This window comes from Dolomitihabitans soli (assembly GCF_022213955.1).
GTDB classification, from domain to species: Bacteria; Actinomycetota; Actinomycetes; order Streptosporangiales; family Streptosporangiaceae; genus Streptosporangium_A; species Streptosporangium_A soli.
Window position 1 is genome coordinate 88,539 of sequence record NZ_JAKNTW010000007.1, and the last position, 15,418, is coordinate 103,956.

Below are 15,418 nucleotides of genomic sequence, written 5' to 3' on the forward strand. Positions count from 1 at the left end.
CTGCCGGCCTGAGTTCCGCCCGGGCCGATCCGCTCAGACGGGTGTCAGCGGCAGGTACGGCGGCGCCGGAAGCTCCACCCCGATCTCGTCGCCGGGCCGTACCTCGCCGCCCGCCACCACGACCCCCATCACGCCGGCCTTCCGCACCACGCCGCCCCGCTCGTCACGTCCCACCACCGCCGCCATCAACCCCGGCAGGAACGCGTCGAGCTGCAGGCACGGATTACGCAGCCCCGTCACCTCCACCACCGCCTCCCCGCCGAGCCGCAGGCGGGTCCCCACCGGCAACCCCAGCAGGTCCACCCCGCGCGTCGTCACGTTCTCCCCCATCTCCCCCGCCGTCACCGGGAACCCGGCCGCCGCGAGTTCCTCATGCAACTCGGCGTGGATGAGATGCACCTGCCGCAGGTTGGGCCGGCTCGGATCACGCGCCACCCGGCTCCGATGCCGCACCGTCACCCCCAGGTGCGCGTCACCCTCCACCCCCAGCCCCGCCAGCAGCCGCACGCTCTCGCACACCGGCTTGGCGAACGTGTACTCCGAACTGCGGCACACCGCCGTCACCCACCTGCCCACAACGCCACCTCTTCCTTTCCCTACGCCACCACGTCAAATCTACGACCCGCCTGATCGCCGGGCGTAGAGTGAACCTGCCCTGCCCCACGGTGGTCCGCCATCCACCCACAGCCCGCGCGAGGTCCATGACACATGAGCGAACCTGTGGCCTTCTGGATCGACCACGAGTACGACCGCGAACGCGCCCGCGACGGCATCAGCCGGTACGGCGAGCACCTGCGCGACAACACCGGCGACTTCTCCGACTCACTCGGCGACATCGCCCCCGTGGCCTTCGCCTGCACCGCCTGGCGGATCGCCACCTCCCCCGCCCTGTCCCCCGGCTACGTCCGCTGGCACCGCCGCATCCTGACCGCGGTCTGCGTCCGCAACCAGTGGGACGGCACGCTGTCGGCGCGGGTCGAACTCGTCTCGCCCCGGCCCGCCACCCTCACCTGGACCCCCGACTGGCAGGGCGACCGCGAATGGCGCGACTGGCCGCAGACCTTCGGCCAGTTCCTCGAACCCTCCGAGCAGGACCTCGTCAAGACCTCCTACCTCCGCGCCATGCTCCTCATCCAGACCCCCATCCCGCTGGACGGCCTGCCGGAGGCCCCCCAGGAACCGCTCGACGACCTGGAGGAGACCGCACGCCGTACGGTGGCCCTGCTGGTCAGGAAACTCAACGAGGCGATCACCCCCATCGTCCGCCAGCTCGAACTGTGGTGAGCCGCCCCCGTTAGGATCAGCGGGTGGACGCGCCCGCCCTTCCCGCCATGCCCGCCCTTCCCGCCATGCCCGCCCTTCCCGCCGACGCCATCGCGCCCGCCACCGACCCCTACCGGGTCTATCTCGACTCGCTGGCCGGCGCGGAGTCCAGGCGCACCATGGCAGGCTGCCTCGACAGGATCGCCAGGGTCCTCACCGGCGACGACGACGCCACCGGGGCCGGGCAGCCGTGGCACCTGCTCCGCTACGAGCACACCGTACGGATCCGGGCCATCCTCACCGGGCAGGGCTGGTCGCCCGCCCACGTCAACAAACACCTCGTCGCGCTGCGCCGGGTGCTGCGGGAATCGTGGCGGCTGGGCAAGATGACCGCCGAGGACTACCAGCGGGCCGCCGACCTGCCGACCCTCCGGCACGACCGGCTCCCCGCGGGAAGCCACGTGCCGCCCGAGGTCGTCGGAGCCGTCCTCGCCGTCTGCGAACACGACGACACCCCCGCCGGACCACGCGACGCCGCCCTGGTCGCCGCCCTCTACTCCACCGGCTGCCGCCGCGCCGAGATCGCCGGGCTCACCCTCGCCGACTACGACCCCGGCGCCCGGTCCCTGCGCGTGCGCGGCAAACGCGACCGCGAACGCATGGCCTACCTCACCGGCCCCGCCATCGGCCGTCTCGAACGCTGGCTCGCCATCCGCGGCCAGGCCCCCGGCGCCCTGTTCTGCCCCATCAGCCGCAACGGGCGGCTGCGCATCCGCGACGGCGTCCCCGTGGCGATGACCGGCCAGGCCGTCGCCGACATCCTCACCCGCAGGCTCGCCGCCGCCGGCGCCGGCCGGAAGACCCCGCACGACTTCCGGCGCACCTTCATCGGCGAACTCCTCGACGCCGGCGTCGACCTGGCCACCGCCCAGGCCCTGGTCGGCCATGCCTCCCCCGCCACCACCGCCCGCTACGACCGCCGCCCCGAACACCGCCGCCGGGAAGCCGTCGACCGCCTCACCCTGCCCGAAGCCCGTTCCCTCTAGCGCGGGGACGGCCGGCCACGCCAAGACTTGCAGCGACCGATCCCGCTCCTCCTCCCCGTTTCACGGGCGGGCCCGCCCCGCCGCCGCCCTGGTGTGCGATCGTGGCGGTCATGCTGCCCCCCATCGACGAACTGCGCGAGCGGATCACCGAGAACCTCTCCGTGTTCCGCCGTCGCGGCGTGCCCGTACCCGACGGGCACCGGCAGGCCGCGGTGACGATCTGCGTGCTGGAGGACGCGGAACGCCGGCCGTACACGATCGTGATCAAACGCGTACGGCAGGGCCGCAACCCCGGGCAGTGGGCGCTGCCGGGCGGGCGGCTCGACGACGGCGAGGAGGCCGTGGCGGCGGCGCTGCGCGAACTGGCCGAGGAGACGGCCGTCACGGGGGTGAGCGTGGCCGGCCTCCTCGACGACTACGTCGCCGACTCCGGCTTCGTGATCACCCCGGTCGTGGCGTTCGGCGGCACCCAGACCGCACGCCGTGACCCCCGGGAGGTCGCCTCGATCCACCGGATCCCGCTGGAACGCTTCCTGGCCGAAGGCGTCCCCCGCTGGACCACCGGCGGCGACGGGCGGAGCCTCCTGCAGATGCCGCTCGGACCGGGAATCCTGATCCACGCCCCCACCGGGGCGATCCTCTGGCAGTTCGCCGAGGTCGCGCTTCGGGGCGGTGACCTGCGGGTCGCCGACGTCGCCCAGCCTACGTGGACACGCCGGTAGAACCCCTTGGAATAAGGAGTGCTGGACGTCCGTTACAGTCGTAGGGCCGATGTGGTCTGTGTCCCCCGGGCCGCAAATTACCGCCTTCACGGAATACCGTTCGGCTGGAGCCGTGTTGTGCCTCTCGCCGAGGAGGCGACCGCCACATCGGCCTTAGCTTGATCATGAGGGGCCCCGCACCAGCGGGGCCCCTCATGCACGTGCGGGGTAGGGTTGTCGGGTCCACAGCACAGCGCGAGGAGAGTCCGTGCTCTACGAGGTCACCAAGATCATCGCTTCCCCCTTCCTGCACCTGCTGTGGCGCCCAGAGGTGAGCGGAGTCGGCCACGTCCCCCTCGACGGCCCGGCGATCCTGGCCTCCAACCACCTGTCGATCCTCGACTCCACGTTCCTGCCCCTCATGCTGCCGCGGAAGGTGACCTTCGTCGCCAAGTCCGAATACTTCACCGGCAACCCGCTGATGGCCGCCTACATGCGCGCCACCGGGCAGATCAGCGTCGACCGCGCGAGCGCCGCCGGCGCCCAGGCGGTGCTCGACGCCGCCGTACGCGTCCTGGAGGCCGGCGAGTTGTTCGGCATCTACCCCGAGGGCACCCGCTCCCCCGACGGCCGCCTCTACCGGGGAAAGATCGGCGTCGCCTGGCTCGCCCTGACGACCGGCATCCCGGTCATCCCGGTCGCCATGTCCAACACCGAGAAGGTCCTGCCCCCCGGCTCGTCCGTCCCCCGCCTGGCCAGAATCGGGATCAAGATCGGCGAGCCCATTTCCTTCACCGGCGAGGCCGGGCACGCCCGCACCAGACGCGAGACGACCGACCAGATCATGGCCGCCATCCAGCGGCTGTCCGGCCAGGAATACGTCGCGACGTACGCCGCCACGCACAAGGCCCGGCTCAGCGAGGCCGCGTGACCACGACGTAGATCACGGAGGTAACGGGCGTGCGGCGGCGCCCCATCGCACTAAGCTCGACTGCCCGAAGGCCGTTGACCAGGGGGTAACCGTGCGTGGCCGTACAATCGCGATCGTCTCCGTGTCCACCGTCCTGGCGCTGGGAGCCGCCGCGGGAGGCGCCTACTATGTGCTGCACACCCGGGGCACCCCGGCCGAGACCGCGCAGCGCTTCACCCAGGCGTGGCAACGCGGCGACCTCGCCGCCATGCGCGCCGAACTGGCGGCCCCCTCCCCCGCGTTCGACACCGCCTACGCCACGCTGAAGAAGACCCTCGGCGTGGCGGCCACCAGCGTCTCCCTCGCCGGGGTCAAGGAGGCCGACGACGCGGCGACCGCGGCCTTCTCCACCGTCCAGACGTTCAAATCGGGCGGCGAGTGGGCCTACGACGGCACCCTGAGGCTCGTCGTCAAGGACCGCCACTGGAAGGTCGACTGGTCACCCGCCGCCGTCCACCCCGACCTCACCCCGGCCACCAAGCTCGCGCTGAAGACCACCTGGCCCACCAGAGCCGCGCTCACCACCGCCGACGGCGAGCGCATCGACGACGGCGACGACGGCGGCTCGGTGCAGCAACTCGTCGGCTTCCTCGACAAGGCCAAGAAGGACGACGTGGCCGACCTCGGCGCCGCCTACAAGCCGGGAGACGCCGTCGGGCGCGGCGGCCTCCAGGCCACCTTCGAGAAACGGCTCGCCGGAGTGCCCACCACCGAGATCGAACTCCTCGACGCGGGGGGCAAACGGGTCAAGGTGCTGGGCGCCGTCAAGGGCGAGGACGGCGAGCCGGTGGAGACCACCCTCGACCTGAAGGTGCAGCAGGCCGCCGCCGACGCGGTCCGCGACCTGGACAAACCCGCCGCTCTGGTCGCCATCCAGCCCTCCACCGGCGAGATCCTCGCCGTGGTCAACAACCGCGGCGGCTTCAACCGCGCCCTCGACGGCCGCTATCCCCCCGGCTCCACCTTCAAGGCCGTCACCGCCCTCGGCCTCCTCGCCGAAGGCGTCACCGCCACCGAGCGGGTCACCTGCCCCAAGTACGTCACCATCGGCGGCCTGCGGATCCGCAACTCCGAACACGCCGAGTACGGCTCGCTGAGCTTCTCCGACTCCTTCGCGCACTCCTGCAACACCACGTTCGCGCCGCTCGCCGCCGAGAAGCTGGGCGCGGCGAAACTGCTTGCCGCCGCCGAGAACGTCGGCTTCAACCAGCCGCTCAACATCGGCGTCCCCGCCGCCAAGGCCAGCTTCCCCAAGGCCAAGAGCGACTCCGAACTCGCCGCCGAGTCCTTCGGGCAGGGGCGCATCACCGCCAGCCCGCTGGTGATGGCCTCGGTCGCCGCCGCCATCGCCGACGGCACCTGGCGCCCGCCGACCCTCGTCACCACGATCAAGCAGAAGGCCGAGGCGAAGGAACTGCCCTCGGAGGTGACCACCCCGATGCGCGCCATGATGGCCGCCGTCGTCACGAAGGGCACCGCCAAGGGCGCCGGCCTGCCCAAGGGCAGCCGCGGCAAGACCGGCACCGCCGAGTATGGCACGGGCGACAAGCTCGACTCCCACGCCTGGTTCATCGGCTACCGCGACGACGTCGCCTTCTCCGTGGTGGTCGAGGGCGGCGGCGGAGGCGGCAAGGTCGCCGCGCCGGTCGGCGCCGACTTCCTGCGCGCCCTCTCCTGAGCCCCGCTCCAGGGCACCGGCACCCTCTCCCGTCAAGCCGCGTCCGCCACGGCGAGCGGGCCCCGGGCGCTCAGGGCCGCTCCGGCAAGGCGAGGGATCACAGCGGAAGCGCGGCGGCCGCTTCGTGACGCAGGACCATGAGGAGCAACGTGGCGATCAAGGTGGCGATGAGGACCCAGCTCAGCAAAATGATCACAGTGGACCGCCGGAGACGACGCAACCGCCCGCGCTCCGCGCGCGGCTCCCGTCTCCGCGAGCCGGTCTCCTTGCGCTGCACACGTTCGTTGAAGGACTCAAGCCGCGCGGCCAGGCGCGGATCATCGTCGACGAGCTGGCGCTCGATCTGAGCCAGCACCCGCTCCTCGTCCTGCGACCAGGCCATGCCGCACCTCCCCGCAACGCAAGGTATGTTCCGGAGTTCTGCCCATCGTGAAGATCATTAGCCATACCAAGAACAGGTAATTACCGTGTCTTTGGACTTGCGATCTTGCTCGAACTATTGTTCTAATCGGGCGATGCGCTGGGACAACCTCCGACTGACCGACACCGGCGAGGTCGAAACCGCCACGCCGCTCTTCGCCCGCGGAGCCGTCACCCGCACCTTCGACACCCCCGAATTCCGGGGCGTCACCTTCTACGAGATCCACGCCCGTTCCATCATCAACCGCGTCCCCGGCGGCTCCCACGTCCCCTTCGAGTGGACCGTCAACCCCTACCGGGGCTGCACCCACGCCTGCTCCTACTGCCTGCTGGGCGACACCCCGATCCTCATGGCCGACGGCGGCACCCGGCCGATCGCCGCCCTCCAGGCCGGTGACCGCGTCTACGGCACCCGGACACACGACGGCCACCCGCGCCACGTCGTCACCGAGGTCCTCGCCCACTGGCCCACCGTCAAACCGGGCCACCGGCTCACCCTCGCCGACGGCACCAGGCTGGTCGCCAGCGGAGACCACCGCTTCCTCACCGCCGGCGGCTGGAAACACGTCACCGCCGCCGGACCCGGCCACCCGCACCGCCCCTTCCTCACCCGCGCCGACCGCCTCATCGGATCCGGCGACCTCGCCGACGCCCCGCAGACCACCGCCGGCACCCCGGACCTCCAGGTCGTCTCCGTCGAGCCACTCGGCTTCGAGCTGCCCATGTTCGACATCACCACCGGCACCGGCGACTTCATCGCGAGCGGCGTCGTCTCCCACAACTGCTTCGCCAGGAAGACCCACGAATACCTCGACCTCGACGCCGGCCACGACTTCGACTCAAAGATCATCGTGAAGGTCAACGCCGCCGAACTGGTCCGCAAGGAACTCGCCGCGGCGCGCTGGGGCGGGCACCACATCGCGATGGGCACCAACGTCGACTGCTACCAGCGCGCCGAAGGCCGCTACCGGCTGATGCGCGGCATCATCGCCGCCCTGCGCGACGCGGCCAACCCGTTCTCCATCCTCACCAAGGGCTCGCTGATCCTGCGCGACCTCGACCTGCTGACCCAGGCCGCCGAGGTGACCGACGTCAGCACGGCCGTGTCCACCGGCTTCGTCGACGAGGAGCTGTGGCGATCGGTCGAACCCGGCACCCCGAGCCCCCGCAAACGCCTGGAGGTCTGCGCCACGCTGACCGACAGCGGGATCCCGTGCGGCGTGCTGATGGCCCCGATCCTGCCCTACCTCACCGACTCCCCCAACGCGCTCGACGCCGCCGTGCGGCAGATCGCCGCCGCCGGCGCGACCAGCGTCTCCCCGATCATGCTGCACCTGCGGCCCGGCGCCCGCGAATGGTTCATGTCCTGGCTCGCGCGCGAACACCCACGCCTGGTCCCGCGCTATCAGGAGCTGTACGGCAGGGGCGCCTACGCCCCGAAGTCCTACCAGCGGCGGATCGCCGACCAGGTCGGCGAGCTCGCCAGGCGACACGGAGTGGGCCGGTCCGCCTCCACCGCCCGCCTCCGCCGGGTCCGCGCCACCACTCCGCCGCCGCCACCGGGCGACGAGCAACTCACACTCCTTTGACATCCCCTCCGTCCTGACCCGGCCTGAAGGCCGGAGCACCGGCCCGCAGCCCGGTGGCCGCGCGCGGCACCCGGCGACTGGACGGCGCGGGCGGCTCCTTCGCGGCCGCGCCGCCGGGCCCCTTGCTAGTACGCCCAGTGCGGACCTTGGCGAGCCACCGGTATGCGCAGGAATGTAGTGAATAACGGCCGATACGGGTATCAACCACTCAGGTGTCACCTAATCAGGCGATATCTCACTATCCACGGGGACCAGGGGGGACCATGGGAGACACCCGGAAGAAACCGGCGAAAACCTCGGCGAAGTCCAAGAAGGCGGCGATCAAGGCGAATCGCAGCGCCAAGCAGGCCAAGAAGCAGGCCAAACGCCCCGAGGTCGAGGAGTAGCCCTTCGGCCTCAGCCGCCGTACGGCGGCGTCCCGCCGTCGTACGGCAGGCCGTGTCCCCTCACCCGATGCGAGGATGGAGCGATCATGTGAGCGGGAGGGGTCGAATGCCAGCTTATTTGCGCTTTCCGGCGATATATCGGGACGTAGTGGTTTTCGCGGCGGAAGACGATCTATGGATGGTCCCCGCCACCGGAGGACGAGCCTTCCGGATGACAGCAGGCGTCGCCGAAGCCGGATATCCCAGATTCTCACCACACGGCGACCAACTCGCCTTCGCCGGACGCGAGGAAGGCCCGGAAGAGGTCTACGTCATGCCCGCCGACGGCGGCGCCGCCCGCCGGATGACCTTCCACGGCGCACAGTCGACCGTCACCGGCTGGCACGGCGACTCCATCATCTACGCCAGCAACGCCGCCCAGCCATTCGGACGACGCAAATGGCTGCACGCCGTCACACCCGACGCCGACGGCCCGCCCGAACGCCTGCCGTACGGGCCGGCCAACACCATCTCCCACGGCCCCCACGACCAGATCGTGCTCGGACGCAACACCGCCGACCCCGCACGCTGGAAACGCTACCGCGGCGGCACCGTCGGCGACCTCTGGATCGACCGCACCGGCGACGGCGAGTTCCAACGGCTCATCGCCCTCCCCGGCAACCTCGCCGGCCCCTGCTGGGCCGGCAACCGGATCTACTTCCTCTCCGACCACGAAGGCATCGGCAACGTCTACTCCTGCACCCCCGAAGGCGCCGACCTCCGCAGACACACCGACCACACCGACTACTACGCCCGCAACCTCTCCGGTGACGGCACCCGCCTCGTCTACCACGCCGGCGGCGAACTCCACCTCCTCGACCCCGCCGAAGGCGAAGCACACCGCGTCGACGTACGGCTAGCCAGCTCCCGCACCCAGCGCAACCGCCGCTTCGTCCCCGCCGCCCGCTACCTCGACAGTGCCACCCTCAGCCCCGACGGCAGCGGCCTCGCCGTCACCACCCGCGGCAAGGCCTACTCCTTCGCCGCCTGGGAAGGCCCCGTCCGCCAGCACGGCGAACAGGACGGCGTCCGCTACCGGCACCTCACCTGGCTGAACGACGGCAAACGCCTCATCGCCGCCGCCAGCGACGACAGCGACCGCGAGACCCTCGTCCTCCTCACCGCCGACGGCACCGCCCCTCCCCAGCGGCTCGACATGCTCGACACCGGCCGCGCCATCGAACTGGAGGTCTCCCCCCGGCACGACCGCGTCGCCGTCGCCAACCACCGCAACGAACTCCTGATCATCGACCTCGAACCCGAACCACGCGTCACCATCGTCGAACACAGCAGATTCGGCGCCATCGACGACCTCACCTGGTCACCCGACGGCCGCTGGATCGCCTACGCCTACCCCACCGGCGCGCAGACCACCGCCATCAAACTGCACGACACCCAACAGGGCCAGAGCTTCACCGCCACCAAACCCGTCCTACGCGACAGCAGCCCCTCCTTCGACCCCGAGGGCCGCTACCTCTACTTCATCGGCCAGCGCGTGTTCAACCCCGTCCACGACGCCCTCCAGTTCGAACTCGGCTTCCCCCTCGGCAGCCGGCCCTACGCCATCGCGCTACGCCCCGACATCGGCTCCCCCTTCGTCCCCGAACCACGCCCTCTCGCCAAAAAGGACGACAAGGACGACGACACCGACGATGACGCCACCACCACCACCGACGACACCACCACCATCGACACCGACGGCCTCGACCGCAGAATCGTCGTCTTCCCCGTCCCCGAACGCCGCTACCACCGCATCGCCGGCGTCAAAGGCAAAGCGATCTTCACCTCCTTCCCCGTCGAAGGCAGCCGCAGCGACGAATTCGCCGAGACCTCGTCAGGCACCCTGCACTGCTACGACTTCGAAAAGCAGTGCAGCGAAACCCTCACCAGCGACGTCACCGACTTCCGCCTCGGCCGCGACGCCACGACCCTCCTGTACCGCTCCGAACGACGACTCCGCGTCGTCAAAGCCGGCGACGAACCCCCCGACGACAACGACACCACCCGGACGGCCGGCTGGATCGACCTCACCCGGATCAAGGTGTCCGTCTGCCCGGAAGCGGAATGGCGCCAGATGTTCCGCGAAGCCTGGCGCCTCCAACGAGAGAACTTCTGGACCGAGGACATGGCCGGCGTCGACTGGGACGACGTCTACCGCCGCTATCTCCCCCTGGTGGACCGGATCACCACCCGCGGCGAATTCTCCGACCTCCTGTGGGAACTCCTCGGCGAACTCGGCACCTCCCACGCCTACGAGAGCGGCGGCGAATACCGCCCCCGCCCCCACTACTGGCAGGGCCAGCTCGGCGTCGACTGGCGCTACGAAGACGGCGCCTACCACATCGCCTCCATCGTCGACGGCGACCCCTGGGACCCCGAAGCCACCTCCCCCCTCAACCGCCTGGGAGCCGACGTACGGCCGGGCGACACCGTGCTCGCCATCAACGGCCAGCCCATCGGCCCTGCCGTCACCCCGGGCGAACGCCTCGTCAACCAGGCCGACGAGGAGGTGCAACTCACCGTACGGCGCGGCGAGACCACCAGAACCGTCACCGTCAAGGCAGTCTCCGACGAACAACCGGGACGCTATCGAGACTGGGTCTCCGCGAACCGCGCCCGCACCCACGAACGGACCGGCGGCAGGGTCGGCTACCTCCACATCCCCGACATGGGCCCCGAAGGCTACGCCGAGTTCCACCGCGGCTTCCTCGCCGAGTACGACCGTGAGGGCCTGATCGTCGACGTCCGGTTCAACGGCGGCGGCAACGTCTCCTCCCTGCTCCTGGAGAAGCTCTCCCGGCGCCGCATCGGCTACGACTTCCCCCGCTGGGGCGTGCCCGAGCCGTACCCGCCGGAGTCCCCGCGCGGCGCGCTGGTGGCGATCACCAACGAGTGGGCGGGCTCGGACGGCGACATCTTCAGCCACACCTTCAAGCTGCTCGGCCTGGGACCGCTCGTCGGCAAACGCACCTGGGGCGGCGTGATCGGGATCTGGCCACGACACCGCCTGGCCGACGGCACCGTCACCACCCAGCCCGAGTTCTCCTTCGCCTTCGACGACGTGGGCTGGCGGGTGGAGAACTACGGCACCGACCCCGACATCGAGGTGGACATCACCCCGCAGGACTACGCCCGGGGCACTGACACCCAGCTCGACCGGGCCATCGAGGTCGCGCTCGAACGACTGGCCATGTACCCCCCGCACACCCCCAACCCCGCTGATCGGCCACGCCTTACCGCTCCGCTGCTCCCCCCTCGCTGAAAGTAATTCGCACAGAAAAGCAACGTTTCAGGGGCATTCGAGCGTCTAACGATCAGTGGGGCAGAACGGGGAATTCGGACTTCTGTCGCGCAGTACGCATTTACCGGCCGGTGGTGACATACAACTCACCACCGGCCATGGTTTTGCGCCGTCGAAACTCGGCAGAGGGTGACGACGGTCCACCGCGAGGAAGGGGACACTCGACAGTGCGTAGCGCTATCGCCCGGGGGACGGTCCGGCTGCTGGAAGCGGCCAACAGAAGGCGATCGAGAAAGGCGCCACCACCGACCACCGACACCATCAGGATCCTGCTGCTCCACGCCAACGGCATGGGCGGGACCATCAGGACCGTGCTGAACCTCGCCGGCTACCTCGCCCGCGAGCGCGACGTCGAGGTCGTCAGCGTCGTACGGGAGCAACTCGACCCGTTCTTCACCGTGCCACCGGGCGTGCGGATCACCTACCTCGAAGACCGGGTCAGCGGATTCAAGGGACCTCTGCGCCGGCTCCTGTCACGGATGCCCAGCAGGCTGATGCCGAAGGACGAGGCCGCCTACCATCGCTTCACGCTGTGGACCGACCTCAAACTGGTCCGCTACATCCGCCGGATGCGAACCGGCGTGCTGATCGCCACCCGGCCCGGCCTCAACCTCGCCACCGCCCAGTTGGCGCCGCCCGGCGTGATCACGATCGGGCAGGAACACGTCGGCCTGGCCGGCCACTCCGAGGGCATCCAGAGCATGATCAAACGCCGTTACCGCCGCCTGAACGCCCTGGTGACGCTCACCAAGGCCGATCACAAGGGCTACCGGACCCTGTTGCGCCACCGGCCGGACGTGCTCACCCGGATCCCCAACGCGGTACCCCCCATGGCCGGCTCCCCGTCCACGCTCACCGCCAAGACCGTGATCGCGATCGGCCGGCTGACCAGGATCAAGGGCTTCCACAAGCTCATCGCCGCCTGGCAGGAGGTCGCTCCCCACCACCCGGAGTGGTCGCTGCGGATCTTCGGCGCCGGACCCCAGGAGGAGAACCTCACCAAGGAGATCCACGACCGGGGCCTGTGCGACCGAGCCTTCCTCATGGGACCGACCACCGACGTGGCGGCCGAACTCGAAGCCGCCTCGATCTACGCGCTCAGCTCCCGCCACGAAGGCTTCCCGATGACGATCCTGGAGGCGATGAGCAAGGGCCTGGCGATCGTCAGCTACGACATCCCGCACGGGCCGAAGGAAATGATCACCAACGACGTCGACGGGCTGCTGATCAAGCGGAAGACCACCGCCGGCATGGCCGAAGGACTCCGCCGGGTCATCGAGGACGAAGAGCTACGCCGCCGCCTTGGCACGGCGGCCATGGAAAGCGTGCAGAAATACGACGTCGACGTCATCGGGGCGGAGTGGGATTCGCTGCTGGAGAGGTTGCTCGAAAAGCAGGCCGCCGCCTTTACTAAGTAAGAAAATGGATGAGACGCTCGGTGATCTCGGCCGGGCGTTCCATCCCCGGCAGGTGGCCCGCCCACTCCAGGTGCACCCGCGTCGCCCCCGAGAGCCGCTCCGCCAGATGGTCGGCCGTCTGCTGGAAGTAGGGCAGATCGTGGGCGCCGGACACGACCAGGGCGGGCACCTCGATCTTGTCCAGGTCGATCTCGCCGGCGAACTGCGAGGGCTCCGGATCGGCCGCGAGCTGCACCTCGAAGGCGTGGCGCTGCATCTGCGTCAGCCGTTCCCGGGTCTGCTCGTCGGCCTCCGGGCCCAGCCAGGTGCGCACGTTGAGCTCCACCGCGCCCTCGACGTCGCCCTCCGACAGCAGGCGGTCCTCCTCCGCGCCGAACGCCCGCAGGTCCGGCGTCGGCGGCAGGCCGCCCCCGGCGTCCAGCAACACCAGCGCCGAGACCAGGTCCGGATGGGAGGTGGCCAGCTCCAGCGCCACCCGCCCGCCGTACGAGGCGCCGACGAGGGTCACCTGCCGCAGGCCGAGCGCCGCCAGCAGGTCCGCGACGTCGCCCGGGTCGGAGTAGGGCTCATCCGCGGCGTACGGCGTGCGGCCGTAGCCCCGGAAATCCGGGCGGATCACTCGGAACCGCTCCGTCAGCGGCCCCCACTGCGGATCCCACATGCGTGCGTCGGCCGCGCCGGAGTGAAGCAGCACGACCACCTTGTCGCCGTCGAGGGAATCGTCATAGGCGAGGCTCATCAGGCCTCCAGCAGAATTGGCATCCGCTCATCGTGGCCTGACCGCCATCAGGCCGCAAATCCTTTTGTTCACGACACGCCGTACAGGCGGGCGAGGTCGGCGACGCTCTCCCGGACCGACTCGCGCAACTCCGGCGGGCCCAGGACCTCGACCTGGCCGCCCATCCTCAGCAGCAGCCAGCGGGCGTGCCTGATCGACTCGACCGGCACCCGCACGGTGATCCACCCGTCCTCGTCGGGCGAGCCGGCCGCCGCCAGCGCGGCGGTGACCACCTCGGCGCCCAGGGTGTGGCCGAGCAGGCCCTCGGCGCCGGGCGCCAGCCGCAGATCGGCCTGGGCGGTGTACATCCGGTCGCGGAACTCCGCCGACCACGTCCGCCAGTACTCGATCAGGTCGAACTCCCCCGGACGCTCGAAGCGGCCGGGCAGGGGCTCGATGGAGAGAATCCGCGAGATCCGGTAGGTGCGCGGCGCTCCCCCGTCGGCCCCGGCCACCATGTACCAGGAGCCGCCGCCCTTGAGCACCAGGCCGTAAGGATGGACCACCCGCTCGACGTCGCGCGGCCCCCACCGGCGGTAGTGCATCCGCAGCGGGCGTTCGTGCCACACCGCGTCGGCCACCACCCCGAGATGGGGCACCTCGTCGCCGGAGCGGTACCACCCGGGGATCTCCAGGTGGAACCGGTCGCGCATGCGGGCCGCGTGCGAGCGGGGCCCGGGCGGCAGCGCCGCCAGCAGCTTCAGCTCCACCGCCGCGACCTCCTCCCCCAGCCCCAGCTCGGCGGCGGGCCCGGGCAGCCCGGCGAGGAACAACGTGGACGCCTCCTCGGCGGTCATCCCGTTCAGCCTGGTCCGGTAGCCGTCGAGCAGCCGATACCCTCCCGCGGGCCCGCGGTCGGCGTAGACGGGCACCCCGGCGGAGGACAACGCCTCCACGTCGCGGTAGACGGTGCGGACCGAGATCTCCAGCTCCCCCGCGATCTCGGGCGCGGTCATCCGCCCCCTGGTCTGCAGGAGCAGGAGGAGCGAGAGCAGGCGACTGGCACGCATACGTCCAAGTGTGCTGTATTTGCGATATGAACATGCAGTGTGTTCATATGAACACATGGATAGTCCGGATCGGGTCAGAGGGATCGTCAACGAGCTGCGGGCCAGCGACACCGTGTCGGTCGCCGACCTCGCCGCCCAGCACGGCGTGTCGGAGATGACGATCCGCCGCGACCTCGACGACCTCGCCCAGCAGGGCGTGGTCCGGCGGGTGCGCGGCGGCGCGATGAGCCTGCTGCTGAGTGGCGAGGAACCGCCGTTCGGCGTCCGCGAACGGGAGGCGGTCGAGGCGAAACGGCGGATCGGCGCCCAGGTCGCCGCCCTGATCGCCGACGGCGAGGCCGTACTGCTCGACGGCGGCACCACCGCGCTGGAGGTCGCCAGGGCGCTGCGCGACCGGCGGGTGACCGTCCTGCCGCTGGCCATGCAGTCCGCGATCGAGCTGGCCGCCGCGCCGCGGGTCCGCCTGGTGATGCCCGGCGGGGAGGTACGGCAGGGCGAGCTGAACTTCTCCGGCCCGCTCACCGAGAGCTCCATCCGCGCGCTGCGCTTCGACACCGCCGTCATCGGCTGCTGCGGCCTGTCCGCCGAGCACGGCATGACAGCGCACGATCTCCCCGAGGTCGCCGTCAAGCAGGCCGCCATGGCCTCAGCCCGCCGGGTCGTCGCCGTCGCGGACTCCGGCAAGTTCGGCCGCACCGCGTTCGGCGCCGTCTGCCCCCTGGACCACCTCGACGTCATCGTCACCGACCTGGCCATCCCACCCGAGCAGCACGACCAGCTGACCGCCGCCGGCATCACCGTCCACCTCGTCTGACCCTC

At 70.4% G+C, this 15,418-nt stretch carries 14 protein-coding genes; 10 read left to right on the forward strand and 4 right to left on the reverse strand.

What is annotated here, in order from left to right:
• Positions 1 to 33: 33 nt before the first annotated feature.
• Complete coding sequence (locus tag MBA17_RS15985) at positions 34 to 576, reverse strand: MOSC domain-containing protein (RefSeq protein WP_238497254.1); 543 nt, start codon at positions 574 to 576, stop codon at positions 34 to 36.
• Between the two features lie 132 nt (positions 577 to 708).
• On the opposite strand from MBA17_RS15985, the gene MBA17_RS15990 reads away from it, so the two are divergent.
• From MBA17_RS15990 to MBA17_RS16010, 5 genes are all read left to right on the forward strand, one after another.
• The gene (locus tag MBA17_RS15990; protein WP_238497255.1) at positions 709 to 1,284 is read left to right on the forward strand and encodes a hypothetical protein; all 576 of its coding nucleotides are present in this window, start codon (positions 709 to 711) and stop codon (positions 1,282 to 1,284) included.
• A 23-nt stretch (positions 1,285 to 1,307) separates the two neighbouring features.
• Positions 1,308 to 2,309, forward strand: coding sequence for a tyrosine-type recombinase/integrase (locus MBA17_RS15995; RefSeq protein ID WP_238497256.1), 1,002 nt, complete (start codon positions 1,308 to 1,310; stop codon positions 2,307 to 2,309).
• A gap of 110 nt (positions 2,310 to 2,419) precedes the next feature.
• On the forward strand, positions 2,420 to 3,031 hold the full coding sequence (locus MBA17_RS16000) for an NUDIX hydrolase (RefSeq protein ID WP_238497257.1): 612 nt from the start codon (positions 2,420 to 2,422) through the stop codon (positions 3,029 to 3,031).
• Positions 3,032 to 3,278: 247 nt separating this feature from the next.
• On the forward strand, positions 3,279 to 3,941 hold the full coding sequence (locus MBA17_RS16005) for a lysophospholipid acyltransferase family protein (protein ID WP_238497258.1): 663 nt from the start codon (positions 3,279 to 3,281) through the stop codon (positions 3,939 to 3,941).
• A gap of 91 nt (positions 3,942 to 4,032) precedes the next feature.
• On the forward strand, positions 4,033 to 5,658 hold the full coding sequence (locus tag MBA17_RS16010) for a penicillin-binding transpeptidase domain-containing protein (RefSeq protein WP_238497259.1): 1,626 nt from the start codon (positions 4,033 to 4,035) through the stop codon (positions 5,656 to 5,658).
• Positions 5,659 to 5,755: 97 nt separating this feature from the next.
• On the opposite strand, the gene MBA17_RS16015 is transcribed toward MBA17_RS16010, so the two are convergent.
• Positions 5,756 to 6,040, reverse strand: a complete 285-nt coding sequence (locus tag MBA17_RS16015; protein WP_238497260.1) for a DUF3040 domain-containing protein — start codon at positions 6,038 to 6,040, stop codon at positions 5,756 to 5,758.
• A 133-nt stretch (positions 6,041 to 6,173) separates the two neighbouring features.
• Here MBA17_RS16015 and MBA17_RS16020 point away from each other — a divergent pair, with 133 nt between their 5' ends.
• From MBA17_RS16020 to MBA17_RS16030, 4 genes are all read left to right on the forward strand, one after another.
• Positions 6,174 to 7,667 carry an Rv2578c family radical SAM protein gene (locus MBA17_RS16020; RefSeq protein WP_238497261.1) on the forward strand — a complete coding sequence of 498 codons (1,494 nt, stop codon included), beginning with the start codon at positions 6,174 to 6,176 and terminating at the stop codon, positions 7,665 to 7,667.
• Positions 7,668 to 7,930: 263 nt separating this feature from the next.
• Positions 7,931 to 8,053: a hypothetical protein gene (locus MBA17_RS49470; protein ID WP_274385502.1), complete on the forward strand. Its 123-nt coding sequence runs from the start codon at positions 7,931 to 7,933 to the stop codon at positions 8,051 to 8,053.
• 106 nt (positions 8,054 to 8,159) lie between these two features.
• Positions 8,160 to 11,354: a S41 family peptidase gene (locus tag MBA17_RS16025; RefSeq protein WP_475395188.1), complete on the forward strand. Its 3,195-nt coding sequence runs from the start codon at positions 8,160 to 8,162 to the stop codon at positions 11,352 to 11,354.
• A gap of 206 nt (positions 11,355 to 11,560) precedes the next feature.
• Positions 11,561 to 12,811 carry a glycosyltransferase family 4 protein gene (locus MBA17_RS16030; protein ID WP_238497263.1) on the forward strand — a complete coding sequence of 417 codons (1,251 nt, stop codon included), beginning with the start codon at positions 11,561 to 11,563 and terminating at the stop codon, positions 12,809 to 12,811.
• Here the strand turns inward: MBA17_RS16030 and MBA17_RS16035 are convergent.
• The gene (locus MBA17_RS16035) at positions 12,804 to 13,550 is read right to left on the reverse strand and encodes an alpha/beta fold hydrolase (RefSeq protein ID WP_238497264.1); all 747 of its coding nucleotides are present in this window, start codon (positions 13,548 to 13,550) and stop codon (positions 12,804 to 12,806) included. The genes MBA17_RS16030 and MBA17_RS16035 overlap by 8 nt on opposite strands.
• A 68-nt stretch (positions 13,551 to 13,618) precedes the next feature.
• Positions 13,619 to 14,599, reverse strand: coding sequence for a helix-turn-helix transcriptional regulator (locus MBA17_RS16040; RefSeq protein WP_238497265.1), 981 nt, complete (start codon positions 14,597 to 14,599; stop codon positions 13,619 to 13,621).
• 55 nt (positions 14,600 to 14,654) lie between these two features.
• Between MBA17_RS16040 and MBA17_RS16045 the strand changes: the two genes are divergently transcribed.
• Positions 14,655 to 15,413 carry a DeoR/GlpR family DNA-binding transcription regulator gene (locus MBA17_RS16045; protein ID WP_238497266.1) on the forward strand — a complete coding sequence of 253 codons (759 nt, stop codon included), beginning with the start codon at positions 14,655 to 14,657 and terminating at the stop codon, positions 15,411 to 15,413.
• Positions 15,414 to 15,418 lie beyond the last annotated feature (5 nt).

Excerpts from the sequence above, each read along its gene's own strand:
- MBA17_RS16020 (WP_238497261.1), top strand. The coding sequence starts at position 6,174 with ATGCGCTGGGACAACCTCCGACTGACCGACACCGGCGAGGTCGAAACC.
- MBA17_RS16040 (WP_238497265.1), bottom strand. The coding sequence starts at position 14,599 with ATGCGTGCCAGTCGCCTGCTCTCGCTCCTCCTGCTCCTGCAGACCAGG.
- MBA17_RS16045 (WP_238497266.1), top strand. The coding sequence starts at position 14,655 with ATGGATAGTCCGGATCGGGTCAGAGGGATCGTCAACGAGCTGCGGGCC.
- MBA17_RS16025 (WP_475395188.1), top strand. The coding sequence starts at position 8,160 with ATGCCAGCTTATTTGCGCTTTCCGGCGATATATCGGGACGTAGTGGTT.
- MBA17_RS16000 (WP_238497257.1), top strand. The coding sequence starts at position 2,420 with ATGCTGCCCCCCATCGACGAACTGCGCGAGCGGATCACCGAGAACCTC.
- MBA17_RS49470 (WP_274385502.1), top strand. The coding sequence starts at position 7,931 with ATGGGAGACACCCGGAAGAAACCGGCGAAAACCTCGGCGAAGTCCAAG.
- MBA17_RS16035 (WP_238497264.1), bottom strand. The coding sequence starts at position 13,550 with ATGAGCCTCGCCTATGACGATTCCCTCGACGGCGACAAGGTGGTCGTG.
- MBA17_RS16015 (WP_238497260.1), bottom strand. The coding sequence starts at position 6,040 with ATGGCCTGGTCGCAGGACGAGGAGCGGGTGCTGGCTCAGATCGAGCGC.
- MBA17_RS15990 (WP_238497255.1), top strand. The coding sequence starts at position 709 with ATGAGCGAACCTGTGGCCTTCTGGATCGACCACGAGTACGACCGCGAA.